Raw genomic sequence first — 16,943 nt, 5'->3', positions numbered from 1 at the left:
TTAGTCTCGGGAAAGATGGTTCATGGCGTCACGATCATTAGGTAATCTCACCGTAAATATGGTGTTGAACACTGGAAGCTTTACCGAGGGCGCAGGCAGAGCTGAAAGAGCTCTCGAGCGTACAGAGAAAGCAGCGAAAAAGCAAAGAGACGAACTATCACGGCTGATCGGTCAAATAGACCCTGTTGTTGCGGAATACGATCGCCTGGATAAAATGGAGGAAAAACTCCGGAAGCACAGAAAAGAAGGGACTCTCTCGCAAGATGATTTTGATGGATACATCGAAAAGCTTCAAGAAATGCGGGCTGGGGTTGATGGGAGCGCGGCTGCATCAAAGAGGTTGCAGGCTGAGCAGGAAAAGCAAATAGCGCAAACTAGAGAGTTGGTTGCGTCTTTAGATCCGTACTCGACTAAATTAGCCGAAATTGATGCTAAGCAGGCTCAGCTTTCTTCAGGCTTTGCATCTGGCATTGTCAGTCAAGATGAGCTGACAAAAGGATCTGCCAAGCTCAAGCTAATGCGAGAAGAAATTGATGGTACCGCGGCTGCACAGAGACAAGCTGAAAAGGCCACGCAAGATCAAGTTAAAGAGCTAAATCGACTCTCAGCGGCTCTAGATCCTGTCTCGCATGAGTTGAATAATATTGCTTCTTCTCAGGCGCTGTTGAAAAAGTCATTGTCTGACGGGCTTATCGATCAAAATCAATTTTCTAAATTGAATTCTCAACTTGAAGCAAACAAGAAACATATTATTGAGAATAGTGCTGCTTATGACAAGAGTGCTAAATCAGCGAAGGAAATGCAATTTGCCTTACGAGGATTGCCCGCTCAGTTCACTGATATAGTGGTTTCGTTACAAGGAGGCCAGCAACCCTTAACTGTTTTACTGCAACAAGGTGGACAGTTAAAGGACATGTTTGGTGGTATTGGCCCAGCTGCGCGAGCGATGGCGGGGTATATTGTCGGGCTTATAAATCCATATACATTGGCAGCTGCCGCAGGTGTTGGGCTTGCGGTGGCGTATTATCAGGGTACTAAGGAAGCCGATAAATATAGAAATGCCCTGATTCTCACTGGTAATGCAGCGGGTGCCACAGTTAGCGATCTGCAAAACATGGCCAAGAGGATTGACGCTGTATCTGGTACTCAGCACAATGCTGCAGCTGTAATCGCCGAGGTTGCAAGCACCGGTAAATTTACCGCACAGCAGATTGAATCAGTTAGCCTTGCCGCTATTCAGATGGAATCTGCCACAGGAAAGGCCGTTTCTGAGACTATTGCAGAGTTTACTAAACTATCGAAAGATCCAGTTAAAGCGATCGAAGATCTCAATGAAAATCAAAATTTCCTCACGGCCTCTGTCTATGAGCAGATTCAATCTCTTAAATCTCAAGGAAAGGAGCAGGAGGCTGTAACTCTAGCATTCAAAACATACCAAGAAACCATTTCGGAAAGGACCACCAAAATAAATGGTGACCTGGGAGAGATTGAGAAGAAATGGAAGCAGATAAAATCAGCTACTGCTGAAGCTTGGGATGGCGTGCTTGATGTGTTTCGTAAAGAAACTACAGAACAGCAATTGGATGCTGTAAATCAAAAAATAGCATCCAATTTAAAAGCGTTGCAAGAAACAGAATCACTTCTTGCTTCAGGAGATAAATATAAGCTCAATTCTGGTGATGGTCTAACCAGCTATACCATCGTAAACCTATCTGACAGGAAGGCTCAGTTAGAACAAGAGTTGGAGCTTAATAAGGCCAAGAAGTCTAAGCTTGAGCTTGATGTAAAAGAAAACCAAAAGCAGGCAGAGTTTAACGAACTCAACGCTAAAGCTATTGAGGCGATGAAGGAGGTCGAGAAGCTAAAGAATGATACTCTTACCAAAGACGAGAAGCGGAATAAGGCATTAAAAGATTACAAAGATAACCTTGAAGCCATTCGACTTGTTAACCCTGACAGTAAGTTGCTGGACCCAGAGCTGGTATCAAAAACCACAAAAGCAATTAATGATAGATTCAAACCCACCAAGGCAACGGAAGATGCTGCAACCAAAATGCTGCAGAGCCTAAGAGAACAAGAATCTGTCTTTAACGAACAATTAAGCACTAATACCAAGTTGGCTTCATCACGAGAAACTTTGGCAAAATTTGAGCAGAAAATTGCTGACATCAAGTCAAAACAAACCCTTACTGCAGATCAAAAAAGCCTTTTAGCCAGTGAAGACGCGATTCGGTCTCAGCTTCAAAAGAATATAGCGGTAGAGAACGAGATAAAGCTAAAAGAGCAGTTATCTCGCACTCAAAACATGCAGTCAGCTGCAGATGCTACATTAGCTGCCGAAATGGCAAAGTATAGTGATGCATTGGCTAATCAGGGTTTGGATGGCGATCAGAACAAACAGCTTAAAGATGAATTAAGCATCCGAAAAGATATTGCCAAGCAAATACAAGCAGCCACCTCAGATCAGGTTTCTGGAAAAATTTCTCAAGAAGAGCTTGATAAGCAGAAGAGTATACTCCAAAAAAGTTTATCTGATCGCCTTGAGGCTAATAGGGATTACTACGCTCAGGTTGACGAGTATGAATCTGACTGGACCAATGGGTTTCAGGCCGCCATGAAAGACTATGTTAACGAGTCACGCAAAGCGGCAACAATTTCCAAGCAGTTCTTCACTGGCATGTTTAACGAAATGGCTGACACCATCGCGGATTTCGCTTTAACAGGAAAAGCCTCCTTTAAAGATTTTGCGGATGCCATCATAAAGGACATGGTGAGAATAGCTTCTCAACAAGCGGCGGCTGGCCTGCTTTCGTCAGCTACTTCGGCTATCGGTAGCCTTTTTACTACCCCAGCACCTGGTGTTGATTATAGCGCTGGGATGGGGGCTTCTATTGATGTTGGTTCTATAGGTCCCATGTACTCTACAGGCGGATACACAGGAGCGGGTGGTAAATATGAACCCGCTGGAATTGTCCACAAGGGTGAGGTGGTGTGGTCGCAGGATGATGTAAATAGAGCTGGTGGCGTTGGCATCGTTGAAGCTATGAGAAAGGGCATGTCTGGCTACACAAGCGGTCTCACTGGCTATGCCTCGGGTGGAGTTGTTGGTTCTGCTATTGGCTCTTCTTCTGCATCTTCTAGCGGTCAAAGTTCAAGCGTTGTGATACAGCAACAAATTAACGTTTCTGACTCCGAAAGTAGTAACAATGACTCACAAGGTTTAGCAAAAGCTTATGCCGATTCTGCGCGAGCTGGAGCTAAAGCTGAAATTGCAAAACAACTGCAACCTGGCGGTACTATTTGGCGAGCGATGAAAGGACGATAAATGGCAATATCTGAATTCACTCATTGCGCAGATGCTCAAGCCTCTGGCTCATTTGAGTTTCGTTTAAGAACGGCGCAGTTTGGGGATGGTTATACCCAAACTGCGGGTGATGGTATCAACAACAAAAGGCAAAATTGGCCCCTAACCTTCACAAAAGTGAAGTCAGAAGCTGATGAAATCATTCGCTTCTTTGATGAGCATGAAGGTCATAAAGCGTTCGCATGGAAGCCTCCATTATCTGGACTTAAGCTTTTCACCGTGCCGTCATACTCATGCCAGCCTTTAGGTGCAGGTATTTACAGAATAACTGCCACCTTTGAAGAGGTTTTTTATTCATAAGAGGAATCATGTCATTAACAGCTGATATTCAAAAATTAGATCCTGGCAATGAGCTCGTACTGATTGAAATAGACGGCACTGATTTTGGAGCTGATGTTCTTAGATTTCAATCTCATCTTCAAGGGTATACTGAGGAAGAAATTCGCTCTGCAATATCAAGTGGTGACGAGCTTCCTTTAAGTAAAATAGTTTGGCAAGGCCGTGATTACTTCACTTGGCCCGCTTCAATCTCAGGCCTTGAGTCAAATAGTGATGGCTCACCGGCATCACCATCACTTTCTGTTGCTAACGTAGACAGCTCTATAACGGCATTATGCTTGGCGTATCAAGATATGTCCCAGGCTAAAGTAACTATACACCGCACATTAAAAAAATATCTGGATTCGGATAACTTCCCCGGTGGTAATGATGATGCCGATCCTGATCAGGAAAGTGTTGAGCTTTGGTACATTAGCCGAAAATCTTCGGAAGACAAGAATCAGGTTACATTTGAGTTAGCCAGCCCCGCGGATGTAGGTGGAATGAAGATAGGTCGCAAAATGACTGCTTATTGCCAGTGGTGCATCAAAGGTCAGTACAGAGGGGCTGATTGCGGTTATTCTGGCGAGCAAATGTATACCGTAGATGATAAGCCGACGGATGATCCTTCTTTGGATAAATGCTCTGGAACCCTTGCTGGTTGCAAGGTGCGGTTTGGTGAAAACAACCAACTGCCTCATGGAGGATTTCCAGCAGTAAGACTCATTAAGCGATAAAGAACTCTAACGAGATAATAACCCTGAGGTGCTAATGGTGCTTCAGGGTTTGTTTTTTCTGGCCAATTTATCCCTCCTGGAGGAATTGTGGAAGCAATGATGAGCCCTGTTAACGGCAGAGCAGAAGCTAATCAAAAATTCATGCAGCACGCTAAGGCTGAGTACCCCAAAGAGTGCTGTGGCTTAATTGTCCAACAGGGAGATAGTCAGGTTTATATGCCCTGTAGAAATACATCTCCCACCCCAGAGAGTGATTTTGTAATCAATCCTATTGATATTGCCACATGTGAAGACATTGGCGAGATTATCGGTATATGTCATAGCCATCCTGATTCCTCAAGTAGACCAAGCCCGACAGATCTGGCAAAGGCTTACAGCTTACATAGTGAATTTCCCTTGGCTAATTGGCTGATTTTTAGTTGGCCAGAAGGTGACTTATTCCAGTTTGCCCCTCTAACCGACTCGCCGCCGTTGATTGGAAGGCAATTTGTTCATGGAATTTGGGACTGTTATGGATTGATTAGAGATTATTTCTCATCAGAGTTGGATATTGATATCCCAGATTATGAGAGAAATGATGGCTGGTGGGAAAGAGGGGAAGATCTTTACTTAGATAATTTTAAGTCAGCCGGTTTCCTTCAAGTCTGTGAAAATTCGCCTGAGGCTTTAGCTGGATTTGAACTTAAGAAAGGTGATGTAATCATCATGCAGATACGGAGTAAGAAGGCAAATCACGCAGCAGTCTATGTGGGGGATGGAATGATACTTCAGCACATGTATGGCAAGTTGAGTAAGAGGGATGTTTTCGGCGGTTTCTGGCTGCGATGCACCCGAATGATTGTTCGCCACCGTGATCTTATTGAATAAGGAGTTACCTATGTCTGTTACCACCATTTTATTGTCAGGATCTCTGGCAAAACAGTTTGGCAGGAATCATGTTTACGATTTGGACTCTGGGACCACTAGAGAGGCTTTTTCCGCTTTAAAGTGCACGATTGATGGATTCGAGCAATTTATTAGGCAGCAGGCCAAGAAGGGAGTTCGTTATGTCATTTTTCGAAACAGAGAAAATATCGGTGAAGATGGGCTCTCTTATGCTGGAACAAATGAAATCCGGCTTGTTCCAGTTGTTGGGGGCAGTAAAAGAGCTGGCGCATTTCAAACTGTTTTAGGTGTTGCTTTGATCGCTGCCGCTGTTATTGCCACTGGTGGGGTTGGCGCGGCATTTGCTGCGGGGGCTGGAGCATGGGGTACTGCTGCGAGTGTCGGGCTATCGCTAGCGATCGGTGGTTTGTATCAAATGCTTTCTCCTCAGCCCAAGAGTACGAGTTCGTCTGAGAGCGATCCTAGTTATGCCTTTGGTGGGGCGGTTAACACTACAGCGGCCGGAAGTGTTGTTGGAATTGGGTACGGAGAGCGTCGAATAGGCGGCGCGATTATTAGTGCCGGAATTTATGCGGAAGATATCAGTACAAAATCTTAATGTAGGTCCTTATGAACAAACCTGTAGTCTCTGGTAAAAAAAGTAGCAGCTCTTCTACACCATACGAAGCTGACGTCGACTTACGCTCAATAGCCACAGCCAAAATATTGCTAGCGCTTGGAGAGGGTGAGTTTGAAGGCGGAGTGGATGGAAAAGATATTTACCTCGATGGGACGCCGCTAATTTCCGAAAATGGTTCCAGTAACTTCAGTGGCGTATCTTGGGCTTTTCGACCTGGCACCGTTGATCAGGATTATATACCCGGCTTCCCAGGGGTGGAGTCAGAGACTAGTGTCGGCGTCGAACTTACCAGTGATGTTCCGTGGGTGCACTCTATAACAGATAGCCAATTGTCGGCGGTGGTTATTCGTTTTAGTTGGCCAGCTCTTCGTCGACAGAAAAGCAATGGAGACCTTGTTGGGTACGAAATTAAGTATCGAATCGAAGTTTCTACAGATGGCGGGCCTTATGAGGTCCTGGCTGATTTATCGATTAGTGGTTATGCAATATCAACCTACGAAAGAAGCACTCGAGTAAATTTGCCTGAGGGAAGTTCATGGGTAGTGCGCGTTGTTCGTATCACTCCAAATCAGAATGATAGTTCCATCGCAGATACCATGAACATCGCTGCAATCACGGAAGTTATTGATCTTAAGCTACGCTATCCTAATACCGCGTTGCTGGGCGTTGAGTTTGACGCTAGTCAGTTTAACAACATTCCGACGATTGCTGTCCATGCAAAGATGAGAAAGGTTAGGGTTCCTGATAATTACGATCCAGAAGAGAGGGTTTACTCAGGTACGTGGACGGGTGGATTTAAATATGCGTACACGAATAACCCTGCTTGGGTGACCTACGATTTGATCGTAGAAAACCGTTTTTCTATCGGCGACCGTGTTGGTGCCGGTTTTCTAAATAAGTTCGAACTTTACGATATAGCCCGATATTGCGATCAGCTCGTTTCTGATGGGAAAGGGGGAATGGAACATCGCTATGAGTGCAATATCTACCTGCAAACAGCAACTGAAGCATGGCAGGTTCTAAGAGATATTTCAGCTATTTATAGAGGAATGGTCTATTGGATGCAGAGCCAAATGATGGTTCGAGCGGACATGCCTAGAGACCCTGACTATGTAATTACCAATGCTAACGTGATCGATGGCCTGTTTACTTATTCTGGCAGTGATTCTCGAGTTAAGTACACAAGAGCCCTAGTTAGCTGGGATGACCCCGACAACGCTTATGAAACCGATGTTACAACAACTTATGACGACGATCTTCAAATTCGTTATGGCGATAATGTTGTAGAGTTGTCCGCCTATGGTTGTACGAGAGAGTCTGAGGCTCAGCGCCGTGGTAAATGGGCTATTTACACAAATAATAACGATAGAACCGTTTCGTTTAAAATGGGTATGGACGGTGAAATTCCTCAGGTCGGTAATATCATTTCTGTAGCTGATAAGTTGATATCGGGTTCGAGAATCGGAGGAAGGATTTCTGAGGTCTCTAGTGATGGTTTAACTATTACCGTTGACTCTGACATAGACTTCAGTTCTGGAAGTACAATTAGGGTGAACCTACCATCTGGAATATCAGAAGCTCGAACTATTTTTGAAGTTTCTGGTCGTGATGTTGTTATTTCTACACCTTTTAGTGAAACCCCAGAGCGTTTCTTTCAATGGGTAATAGAAAGTGACGCTTTAGCTAGTCAGCATTTTCAAATTATTAGCGCCAAAAAGTCAGATAGCGATACTATCGAATATGAGTTCACTGGCGTGGCTTACAATTTAAATAAATACGATTATGTTGATTCAGGCGCGCGCCTTGAGGAAAGGCCGGTTAGTAACCTTCCAGTTGGAGGACAAGCTGCACCAAGCTCTGTTTTAATATCACAATCCATCCATGTTGAGCAGACGATGGCTGTTACAACGATGACGATTAAGTGGGATGAAGTGGATGGGGCTGTATCTTATGATGTTCAGTGGCGTCGAGATTATAGCGAATGGGTATCAATACCTAGAACTGGGCAGCTAAGCACTCAGGTTAAAGGGGTTTATACTGGGCAATATATAGCTCGTGTTAGAGCTATCAATGCTGCCGGAACTGCTTCTGTGCCAGCATCTTCAGCGCTTACCGATATCACAGGAAAAAACGGTGAGCCGCCAGCGCTAGCGCTTTTTACTACACAGAGCAAGGCTTTTTCTATTCAGTTAAATTGGGCTTTTTCCGATGATTCTGAAGATACGCTATATACGGAAATTGAATACGCTGACAACTCCGATGGGAATAGTGCGCAAACGCTTGGTAATTATGCTTACCCTGATCAGAGCCATGAGCTTTCTGGTTTAGCCGCTGGAGTTGAATTTTGGTTCAGAGCCAGAATTTTAGATAGAACAGGAAATGTGAGTGCATGGACGGCATGGGTTCGCGGTGTTTCCTCAACTTCATCAGATGAGATTCTCAGCTATCTGGAGGGGAAGATCGGCACTGGAGAGCTGGCCCCTGGTCTTATTGAACAGATAGGAGATGGGATTGCCAGTGATATAGACATCGAAGTTGATCAAAAAATTAGTGAAGTCAACGAAACGATTTCTGCTTTAAGCTTAGATGTTAATCAAAAAATAGATCAGACTAATCAGGTTGTGTCTGACCTTTCTCAAGATGTTAATTCACGAATTGACTCGTCAAACCAAACCGTAGAGGAGCTGAGCAACACAGTCAATCAGCGTATTGATGAAACAAATCAAACCGTCTCCAATCTGTCTGGTGATATAAATGACCGAATTGATGATCTTAAAATCAATTTTGAAGAAAAGATTGATGGGATTGGTGATGATTTAATAGGGTATTTATCTGGTGATGATGAAAATTCGCCTGAAGATGTGCTTTGGTACGCTGGAGATGATGAAGATCAAGATACGTTTGTTGGTAATGTATCAATTACTTCTGCATCTAATCAAGCTGACTATTCACAGGCAAAATCCATCTCAATCGTAGGCGGAAGAGTTGCAAACAATGAGGCTTCAATAGCAAGGGTTGATGCGGCATCTGCAACTAGGGATGAGGCTCTCTCTCAATCTATAGCTCAAATTACCGCGACTGTTGGTAATAACTCAGCTGCTATCTTGGCAGAGCAAACAGCGCGAGCGGATGCTGATTCTGCATTGGCGACCGACGTTAATGCACTGACATCTAGAGTTGGTACCACTGAATCTCAGATCAGCACAGAGGCTTCAACTCGCGCCAGCGCAGATGAAGCACTAGGCTCTCGTATCGACACGGTCACCTCGACGGTAGGGGATAACTCAGCTGCTATCTTGGCAGAGCAGACCGCACGAGCGAACGCTGATTCTGCATTAGCTCAAGACATTGACGCGTTAACCGCGACCGTTGGTGACAACTCAGCTGCTATCTTGGCAGAGCAAACAGCGCGAGCGGATGCTGATTCTGCATTGGTGACCGACGTTAATGCACTGACATCTAGGGTTGGTACCACTGAATCTCAGATCAGCACAGAGGCTTCAACTCGCGCCAGCGCAGATGAAGCACTAGGCTCTCGTATCGATACCGTCACCTCGACGGTAGGGGATAACTCAGCTGCTATCTTGGCAGAGCAGACCGCACGAGCGAACGCTGATTCTGCATTGGCACAAGACATTGATGCGTTAACCGCGACCGTTGGTGACAACTCAGCTGCTATCTTGGCAGAGCAAACGGCGCGAGCGGATGCCGATTCTGCATTGGCGACCGACGTTAATGCACTGACATCTAGGGTTGGTACCACTGAATCTCAGATCAGCACAGAGGCTTCAACTCGCGCCAGCGCAGATGAAGCACTAGGCTCTCGTATCGATACCGTCACCTCGACGGTAGGGGATAACTCAGCTGCTATCTTGGCAGAGCAGACCGCACGAGCGAACGCTGATTCTGCATTGGCACAAGACATTGATGCGTTAACCGCGACCGTTGGTGACAACTCAGCTGCAATTATTAATGAGTCCGAGGTTAGGACTGGACAGGTAAGCGAGCTTGACTCACGCATTCTTGACGATGCACTGAAAACGTTTGGCTTCTTATCTGGTGATGATAGTTCTACTGACGAACGATTTCAGTGGTATGCCGGTGATGATGATGACGAAGAGTCATTTGTTGGTAATGTTAGCGCTACTTCTGCGTCGAACGAGAGGGATTATTCACTTGCTCGGCAAATAAACACATTAAAAGTTTCAGTTGGAGCAAGCGAAGCTGCTATCACGGATGAGCGATTAGCTCGAGTAAGTGCTGACGATGCGCTAGCTGAAAGTGTCGTGCTTGTAACGGCGAAGATCGACGATTCAAATGCAGCTATCTTGGCAGAGCAGACCGCACGAGCGAACGCTGATTCAGCATTGGTACAAGACATTGATGCGTTAACCGCGACCGTTGGTGACAACTCAGCTGCTATCTTGGCAGAGCAAACGGCGCGAGCGGATGCCGATTCTGCATTGGCGACCGACGTTAATGCACTGACATCTAGAGTTGGTACCGCTGAATCTCAGATCAGCACAGAGGCTTCAACTCGCGCCAGCGCAGATGAAGCACTAGGCTCTCGTATCGATACCGTCACCTCGACGGTAGGGAATAACTCAGCTGCTATCTTGGCAGAGCAGACCGCACGAGCGAATGCTGATTCTGCATTGGCACAAGACATTGATGCGTTAACCGCGACCGTTGGTGACAACTCAGCTGCTATCTTGGCAGAGCAAACGGCGCGAGCGGATGCCGATTCTGCATTGGCACAAGATATTCAAACGTTAACCGCGACTATTGATGGCTTGGGTGATTTAGGGGGAATTGAGGCTACTGTTCAGCAAGTTTCAGAAACAGTTGCGAATCTTGATGGTGCGATAAAGGCAAACTGGCAAGTAAAAACCCAAGTTAGAGCAGATGGTAAAGTTGTCCAAGCTGGCGTCGCACTAGGGGCGTCGATAGGAGAGGATGGGGAGTCTAGATCTGAATTTCTAATTATGGCTGACACTATTGGATTTCTTAATTTAATAGACGGAAAGGTCCATGCGCCATTTGTATTTGATACTGTCAATGACACTGCTGTCTTGAACTCTGCAATCATTGGTGACGCATCAATTGGTGCAGCAAAATTTACTGAGTGGTTGGAATCTGAAGCTGTTAATGAAGATGGGAACCCGATTTTACGACTGAATTTCGTCACAGGGGAGATACAATTGAATGCGTCTAGTTCAGGCGGGGGGCGCATGACATTAAATAATGAGGTCATACAAGTGTATGACGAGAATAATACATTACGAGTTAGATTGGGGATTTGGTAATGACTGCGGGTCTACAGGTATTCAACAGCAATGGAGTTCTCGACATGGACTCGTCAACTGTCATTGGCAGATTGCTTACTATCGTAGATACAACTGCTATAAGTGGTAGCGTAACAATCCCTGGAGTTCAATCAGGTGATCAACTGTTTGGGGTTCCATTAAATGGCTGGAATGGCACCCCAGCAGAATCAGTTTCTGTTATGGCCGCGGCCCCTTACCTGGTATTTAATGGTTCGACTATGTCTTGGACTAGAGACTCATCCCTCAGCGGCTATACGATCAATACATGCTATACAATAGTGGGGGTAAGATGAGCTCTGGCTTTCAATCGGTCAATAACAATGGGACTTTTCAGGTTGACTCAAAAACCCTGACATTCGTTCTTGACAGAGTTATTACAGCATCCACAATTCCGACAAATTATAACCATTCATATGCAGAAATAAGTTACAACGATGGTGAAATAATTGCGTTACGTTGTAGCGATTATATAAATCTCGATTGGGCCGGAAATGGCAGGGCAATAATCAGAGGTGTCGGGAAGTCGTCTGCTAATGCTTCTGTACAGTTTACGGCTTACATATTTTCTAATAAGCCATCTAATCCAGCGAGCGGAGTTGGATTGCAGGTATTCAACACTTCTGGTCAGTGCGTATATTATTCTGGCGACAAAAACTTGGCATTTGCAGGATTCGTTTCTGGGCATGGAACTTTTTCTTATGTATCTGGTAGAACTTACGCTGCAATTTTTATAAATATAAAAAGTGAGTTTGTAACAAATTACTTTGGTGTCCAAGGAAATATGATTTACGTACAGAGTCGCACAGCTAGCTATATAACAAATGCACCAAATGGAATAACTGCCGCATATGTTGCTGACTACAGTTATTCAACACAAATGAGAAGTAGCGGTTACTATCCTAATGATAGCTGGAGTAGTCCAGCTTGTAATCTCGCAATTATCGATGTGACGGGTTTTGCATAATGAAAGGTATCGATAAAGATTTAATTAGCGGATTAATTCCTGCTAAAAGTATTAAGCAAGAAGTATATGAAATACTGATTTCTAACGCTGGAAATAGATTAACTAGTGAGTTAATTGCTGGGTTGAACGCAAGGCTTCAAAATGTGATTGAAAAAGCAATTAAAGAGCAGCAACCAAGAGAAATAGGCGAGAAATGCAATGACTGATTTATCACTATATAAAGTAGATTTAGACACCGCCCAACCAAATGGAAGAAAAGGAGAAAGCCCTCGTTCTGCCTTTAGTAAATACAATGATCTAGTAGAACAAATTGAAAATGGGGTTACTGGTCAGTACGTTGGTGTAAACGAGCCAGCAGCGCCGTTTGCTTTTCTTGAGTGGATTGATAGCTCAACATCTCCAGCGCTCATTAAGCGCCGAAATGCTTCAAATACGGCTTGGAATGTAATTGGAAGTATAGATCAGAAGATCGGTACTGCGGCCGGGGCATCTTTGCCAAGCGGAGTTACAGAACTAAAGAACACGGTCGGCATTGAAACTACTCAGACAGCGTCAGCAAGTAAAATCCCCCAGGCCAATGCAAGCGGCAAGCTTGCAGATGATTGGTTGGCAAAGACAGCCATGGCAGACGCTGTGGCATTAGTCTCTGGCGGTCGAAATATTCTACGTAAAGATTCGTTCGGCAATGCTCAGCTTGTGTGCAGAATACCCTTGTGCACGTACGAGGATCTTAACGTCCCGAACTGTCCGTTTACTGGTGTTGTTGACGCGTTTAGGCGTCAGGATGGCACATTGAGGCCTTACGTTGACATATGTGTTCATGAAGCATCGAATAGTGGTGGCAAAGCTGTATCTCAAGCTGGCCTTGACCCATGGACGTCAATTAATACAGATACATCGAGATCTAGATGTGAAGAACTGGGTGATAGTTGGCATATGGCAGGCGCATACGAGCGAGCTCTCTTGGGCTGGATTATGCTGTCAAAAAACTTTCAGCCCCGCGGAAATACAGAGTACGGTCGTGCATATGACGCCGTTAACGAATTTGGCATGCGTCAAGATGGGCTAGTGCCGAATGATCGGGCAGGTACTGCTCGAGTGCTTACTGGCTCGGGTCCTGACACGTGGAGGCATGATGGCGGCCCATTTGGTGTTAGCAATTGGGTCGGTAACGTATGGGAGCGCGATGAGGGATGGAAAATGGTTAATGGACAGTTTTATGTTTCTGAATACCTAGGACAGCCCGAAGCTGAATGGATTGCAACTGGAAGATACATCAACTCTGGTCATGTGTTCTCAATGACTGCGCCCCCAGCTGCCGTGGCATCTAATCAAGTTTGGGGTAGTTTGACTAAATCAAGTGACTATGAAGGGCATGAGCTTCTCCAAAGACTACTGATTGAGCCGATCGATTGCACTAAGTCATTAAAAGGGCGCTTTTATTACAACACTGACGGAGAGCGCTTCCCGATCCGCGGTGGCCACTGGAGCTACGCGTCCAATGCTGGCCCCGCGGCGCTGTACTGCAACGGCCCTCGCTCGGACGCGTACAGCTACGTTGGGTTTCGCCCGTCTTTCGCGTCTTGATCCTTGGTCTTTTGTGTCTTGTTATTCTGCGCGATAGCGCAGTGGATTATGGTGAAGTGAATAACGAATTATCAATACAGGTTAAAACTAGAGAAATGATGACTTATGCCTTTGTCTGTTTGCGGCAATTTCCTAAGTCAGAAAAATTCATTCTAGCAGCTGACATTAGGAGAGCTATGTACCTAATTCTCAGGCTTACTATTGTGGCGTCAAAGAGGTACCACAAGAAAACAACAATCCAAGATTTAGATATAGAGCTAGCGACGTTAAAAAACATGATCAGAATCGCATACGACCTTCATTATATTGATATGAAGAAATATGAAATATGGGTTAGGCATGTTTCTGAACTTGGAAGAATGACTGGGGGATGGTTGAAGTCCCTATAATTTTTATCAAAGGCATAAGCATTATTCCGCTTCCCGATCCGCGGTGGCGGCTGGAGCAGCGCGTCCGATGCTGGCCCCGCGGCGCTGAACTGCGACAACCCTCGCTCGTACGCGGGCAGCTACGTTGGGTTTCGCCCGCTTCCCTTCAATCGCCAGAAGATTATTCCTTAAGGGGCATAATCCAGAGCAGAAAGAAAGGATGCTTATGCCGCGGCAGGAGGCCGAAACGTATACAAACAGCTGGAGCGATCTGGCTGCTCAGGAACTAATATGTTTGAAAAAATAGTCGAATTCGACAATTTATACTTCGCTGCAAAAGAAGCAGAAAAGGGGAAAAGATATAAATCCCCCGTTATGAAGTACATGGAAAGCGTTGAAGAGAACATAATTAATGCGCAGAACCATCTAATATGGGGCTCATACACCCCTTCTAATCACCGAAGATTTGCAGTATACGAGCCAAAACTTCGAATCATATCGGCACCTCCTTTTTCAGATCGAGTTGTGCATCATGCAATCCATAGAGTGATAGAGCCGGTAATCAATAAAAGATTTATATATGATAGTTACGCTTGCCGGAAGGGCAAGGGCACACACGCCGCCGCTGATCGTGCTCAGTCGTTCATCAGAATTGTAAAAAGGAACCATGGCTCCGTATATGCTCTAAAAGCTGACATTGCAAAGTACTTCAACTCAATAAACCACGCTACATTGAAGTACATTGTTGGAACCCATATTAATTGTAAGAGAACGTTGGTTCTTTTAGAAAAAATAATAGACCATTCAGATACAGATAATGCGGGGGTGGGAATCCCGATCGGAAATCTAACCAGCCAACTATTTGCCAACATGTATTTAAATGAGCTGGATCAGTTTGTAAAGCATGGTTTGAGGGAAAAGTTTTATGTCAGATATATGGATGATTTCATTATTATCCATCATGATAAAGAGCACTTACAGAGAGTGAGAAAAACTATTGAAGAGTGGCTAAGTGTTAATCTTCAACTAAAGACCAATAATAAAACTCAGGTGTTTCCTATTTCTTCTGGTAATGGGAGAGCTCTGGATTTTGTAGGCTACAGAATTTATGCAACCCATAAACTGCTTAGGAAGTGCACTCAGAAAAGGTTCAAGCATAAAATAAAAAGATTGAGAAAGTTGTATGCTCAAGGGGAAGTTGAACTCGATGATATCAGTCCAATCATCTCTAGTTATCTTGGGTGTGCCAAACATGCTCAGTCATACGATTTTATAAAATACGTTCTATCAGTTCCATTTGTAAGGAGTAAAGATGAGTGTTCCGTTTAGTTATTATTTTAATGGGGTCAGACAAACAAGCACAGAAGAGGCGTTTCTGATTAACCTAACAAAAGATTGTGAAGATCCTGAAGCAGTAATGGAGGGGATTCTAGAAAGTAAAAAAAGATATGAGAACGATGAATCTCAAGAATAAATGCGTCCTATTTGTGTCCTCTTTTTAATTGGTTTTTCACAAAAGTAATGTAAATCAATGGGTTTTGTGAAATGTATCATATTCAAAGAAAAAGAAAGTAGGTTGGTGTTGCTGTTGCATGTCTAGTTACCAAATTTATCAATGATTCCCCGCTATTAGACCACTGCAGCCAGTACATAGCAACGGATCTATGCGCTTTATCACTCGCGTTTCTGGATGTTTATTTGCTGAGATCAATATGATGGTTCGGTTCATATTCTGGGCATGGATAACGAGGCTAACCTAGGTTAGCCTCGGGCATTTTCGTTACTGATGTTTATAACGAATCATGTCGCTGACTTTACTGTGTGGCTTAGACAGTTTGCGCAGCTCTTTTTTATTGACCGTTTTAAATTGTCCCATCGCCGTTGCGCTGTAACCGGAGCCGCCAAGATTGGCTGAGGTGAGATGAATCATCGCATCACTGATGTCGGTAATCGCTTGAATGTAGCTTTTCTCATTATTCAAATTGTAATGGGTAACATCAAAGATCGATTTAAGACTGTCAGCCCAGTAGAACTCCAAAAATGGCACGGGCGCTGTCGGTTTGTCCCAGGCAATCCCACGTGCAAAATAGAGCAGTGAACGGTACGGGTCATCATCAAATTCTTTCAAATTTAATTGTTTAGGTAACTGCTGCCAAGAAATGGCATTGTGGCTTACGTTGTAGAGCCATGCATTGTTATCCAAAATCATGCTTTGCCAAAAATCGCCCATGCTCTCGTGTTGGCGATAATCTTTGCTGACGACCGCATAAGCTGGAAAACTCGCGCCGCCTTGTGGCAGTTGCCAAAACGAGGTGAAGGTGTGGTGTCCATCCGTTAAGTAATAGTGATTATCGGGGCCAATGACGACGGTTTTCATCGCTTGTTTTTCTGTACCAACAGGCTCTTTACAGCGAAAAGTATCGAGTTGGTTAGGCTGTGAGTGTTTATCGAAGTGCTTCACGCCTTTTTGACCGAAGGTTTCGCAGATCTCATCAAAAAGCTTTTTGCTGTCCCGTTGATAGCGTCCCAGTTTGTAGTAGACCTCGTCATAACCAATCGACGGTTGGGTGGGTTTTAACTCACCTAAGGTGACTTTAACCACATCACCGACTTGAACTTTATCAATCGCTTGTGCACTAGAGGCTGCTGAGAAGAGAGTACCGAGCGTGGCTAGCAACACGCTTAACGGAACAAGATGCATGAGTTCACTCCTGAATGGCTATACCTCACATTAAACCAAGGCAACATGAGGTGAAAATTGATGAGTAGCATAC

At 44.7% G+C, this 16,943-nt stretch carries 13 protein-coding genes; 12 read left to right on the top strand and 1 reads right to left on the bottom strand.

Going from position 1 to position 16,943, the window contains the following annotated elements; all coding sequences use genetic code 11:
• The first annotated feature begins 22 nt into the window (after positions 1-22).
• The 12 genes from OCV11_RS10065 (at position 23) to OCV11_RS10010 (ending at position 15,643) form a co-directional block, all read left to right on the top strand.
• Positions 23-3,325 carry a phage tail tape measure protein gene (locus OCV11_RS10065; RefSeq protein WP_261892728.1) on the top strand — a complete coding sequence of 1,101 codons (3,303 nt, stop codon included), beginning with the start codon at positions 23-25 and terminating at the stop codon, positions 3,323-3,325.
• On the top strand, positions 3,326-3,664 hold the full coding sequence (locus tag OCV11_RS10060; protein WP_261892727.1) for a phage tail protein: 339 nt from the start codon (positions 3,326-3,328) through the stop codon (positions 3,662-3,664).
• A gap of 8 nt (positions 3,665-3,672) precedes the next feature.
• Positions 3,673-4,419 carry a phage minor tail protein L gene (locus OCV11_RS10055; RefSeq protein ID WP_261892726.1) on the top strand — a complete coding sequence of 249 codons (747 nt, stop codon included), beginning with the start codon at positions 3,673-3,675 and terminating at the stop codon, positions 4,417-4,419.
• 96 nt (positions 4,420-4,515) lie between these two features.
• Positions 4,516-5,286, top strand: a complete 771-nt coding sequence (locus OCV11_RS10050) for a C40 family peptidase (protein WP_261896271.1) — start codon at positions 4,516-4,518, stop codon at positions 5,284-5,286.
• Positions 5,287-5,296: 10 nt separating this feature from the next.
• On the top strand, positions 5,297-5,902 hold the full coding sequence (locus OCV11_RS10045) for a tail assembly protein (protein ID WP_261892725.1): 606 nt from the start codon (positions 5,297-5,299) through the stop codon (positions 5,900-5,902).
• Positions 5,903-5,913: 11 nt separating this feature from the next.
• The gene (gpJ, locus tag OCV11_RS10040; RefSeq protein ID WP_261892724.1) at positions 5,914-11,229 is read left to right on the top strand and encodes a TipJ family phage tail tip protein; all 5,316 of its coding nucleotides are present in this window, start codon (positions 5,914-5,916) and stop codon (positions 11,227-11,229) included.
• 310 nt (positions 11,230-11,539) lie between these two features.
• Positions 11,540-12,214, top strand: coding sequence for a DUF6453 family protein (locus tag OCV11_RS10035; RefSeq protein WP_261892723.1), 675 nt, complete (start codon positions 11,540-11,542; stop codon positions 12,212-12,214).
• Entirely contained in the window at positions 12,214-12,420 is a 207-nt protein-coding gene (locus OCV11_RS10030; protein WP_261892722.1) for a hypothetical protein, read from the top strand. The genes OCV11_RS10035 and OCV11_RS10030 overlap by 1 nt, the downstream gene beginning before the upstream one ends.
• Positions 12,413-13,801 carry a hypothetical protein gene (locus tag OCV11_RS10025; protein ID WP_261892721.1) on the top strand — a complete coding sequence of 463 codons (1,389 nt, stop codon included), beginning with the start codon at positions 12,413-12,415 and terminating at the stop codon, positions 13,799-13,801. The genes OCV11_RS10030 and OCV11_RS10025 overlap by 8 nt, the downstream gene beginning before the upstream one ends.
• 41 nt (positions 13,802-13,842) lie before the next feature.
• The gene (gene avd, locus OCV11_RS10020; protein ID WP_315972731.1) at positions 13,843-14,190 is read left to right on the top strand and encodes a diversity-generating retroelement protein Avd; all 348 of its coding nucleotides are present in this window, start codon (positions 13,843-13,845) and stop codon (positions 14,188-14,190) included.
• Between the two features lie 270 nt (positions 14,191-14,460).
• A complete protein-coding gene (locus OCV11_RS10015) occupies positions 14,461-15,498 on the top strand; it encodes a reverse transcriptase/maturase family protein (RefSeq protein WP_261892719.1) in 1,038 nt (345 codons plus the stop codon).
• Positions 15,482-15,643, top strand: a complete 162-nt coding sequence (locus OCV11_RS10010; protein ID WP_261892718.1) for a hypothetical protein — start codon at positions 15,482-15,484, stop codon at positions 15,641-15,643. The genes OCV11_RS10015 and OCV11_RS10010 overlap by 17 nt, the downstream gene beginning before the upstream one ends.
• A gap of 306 nt (positions 15,644-15,949) precedes the next feature.
• Here the strand turns inward: OCV11_RS10010 and OCV11_RS10005 are convergent, their stop codons facing one another.
• A complete protein-coding gene (locus OCV11_RS10005) occupies positions 15,950-16,870 on the bottom strand; it encodes a ParB/Srx family N-terminal domain-containing protein (protein WP_261892717.1) in 921 nt (306 codons plus the stop codon).
• Between the last annotated feature and the right edge of the window lie 73 nt (positions 16,871-16,943).

Origin of the sequence: Vibrio porteresiae DSM 19223, from assembly GCF_024347055.1 — a bacterium.
Classification (GTDB): domain Bacteria; phylum Pseudomonadota; class Gammaproteobacteria; order Enterobacterales; family Vibrionaceae; genus Vibrio; species Vibrio porteresiae.
Note: the sequence above shows the minus strand (reverse complement) of the source record. Positions and strands in the feature narration are given on the sequence as shown.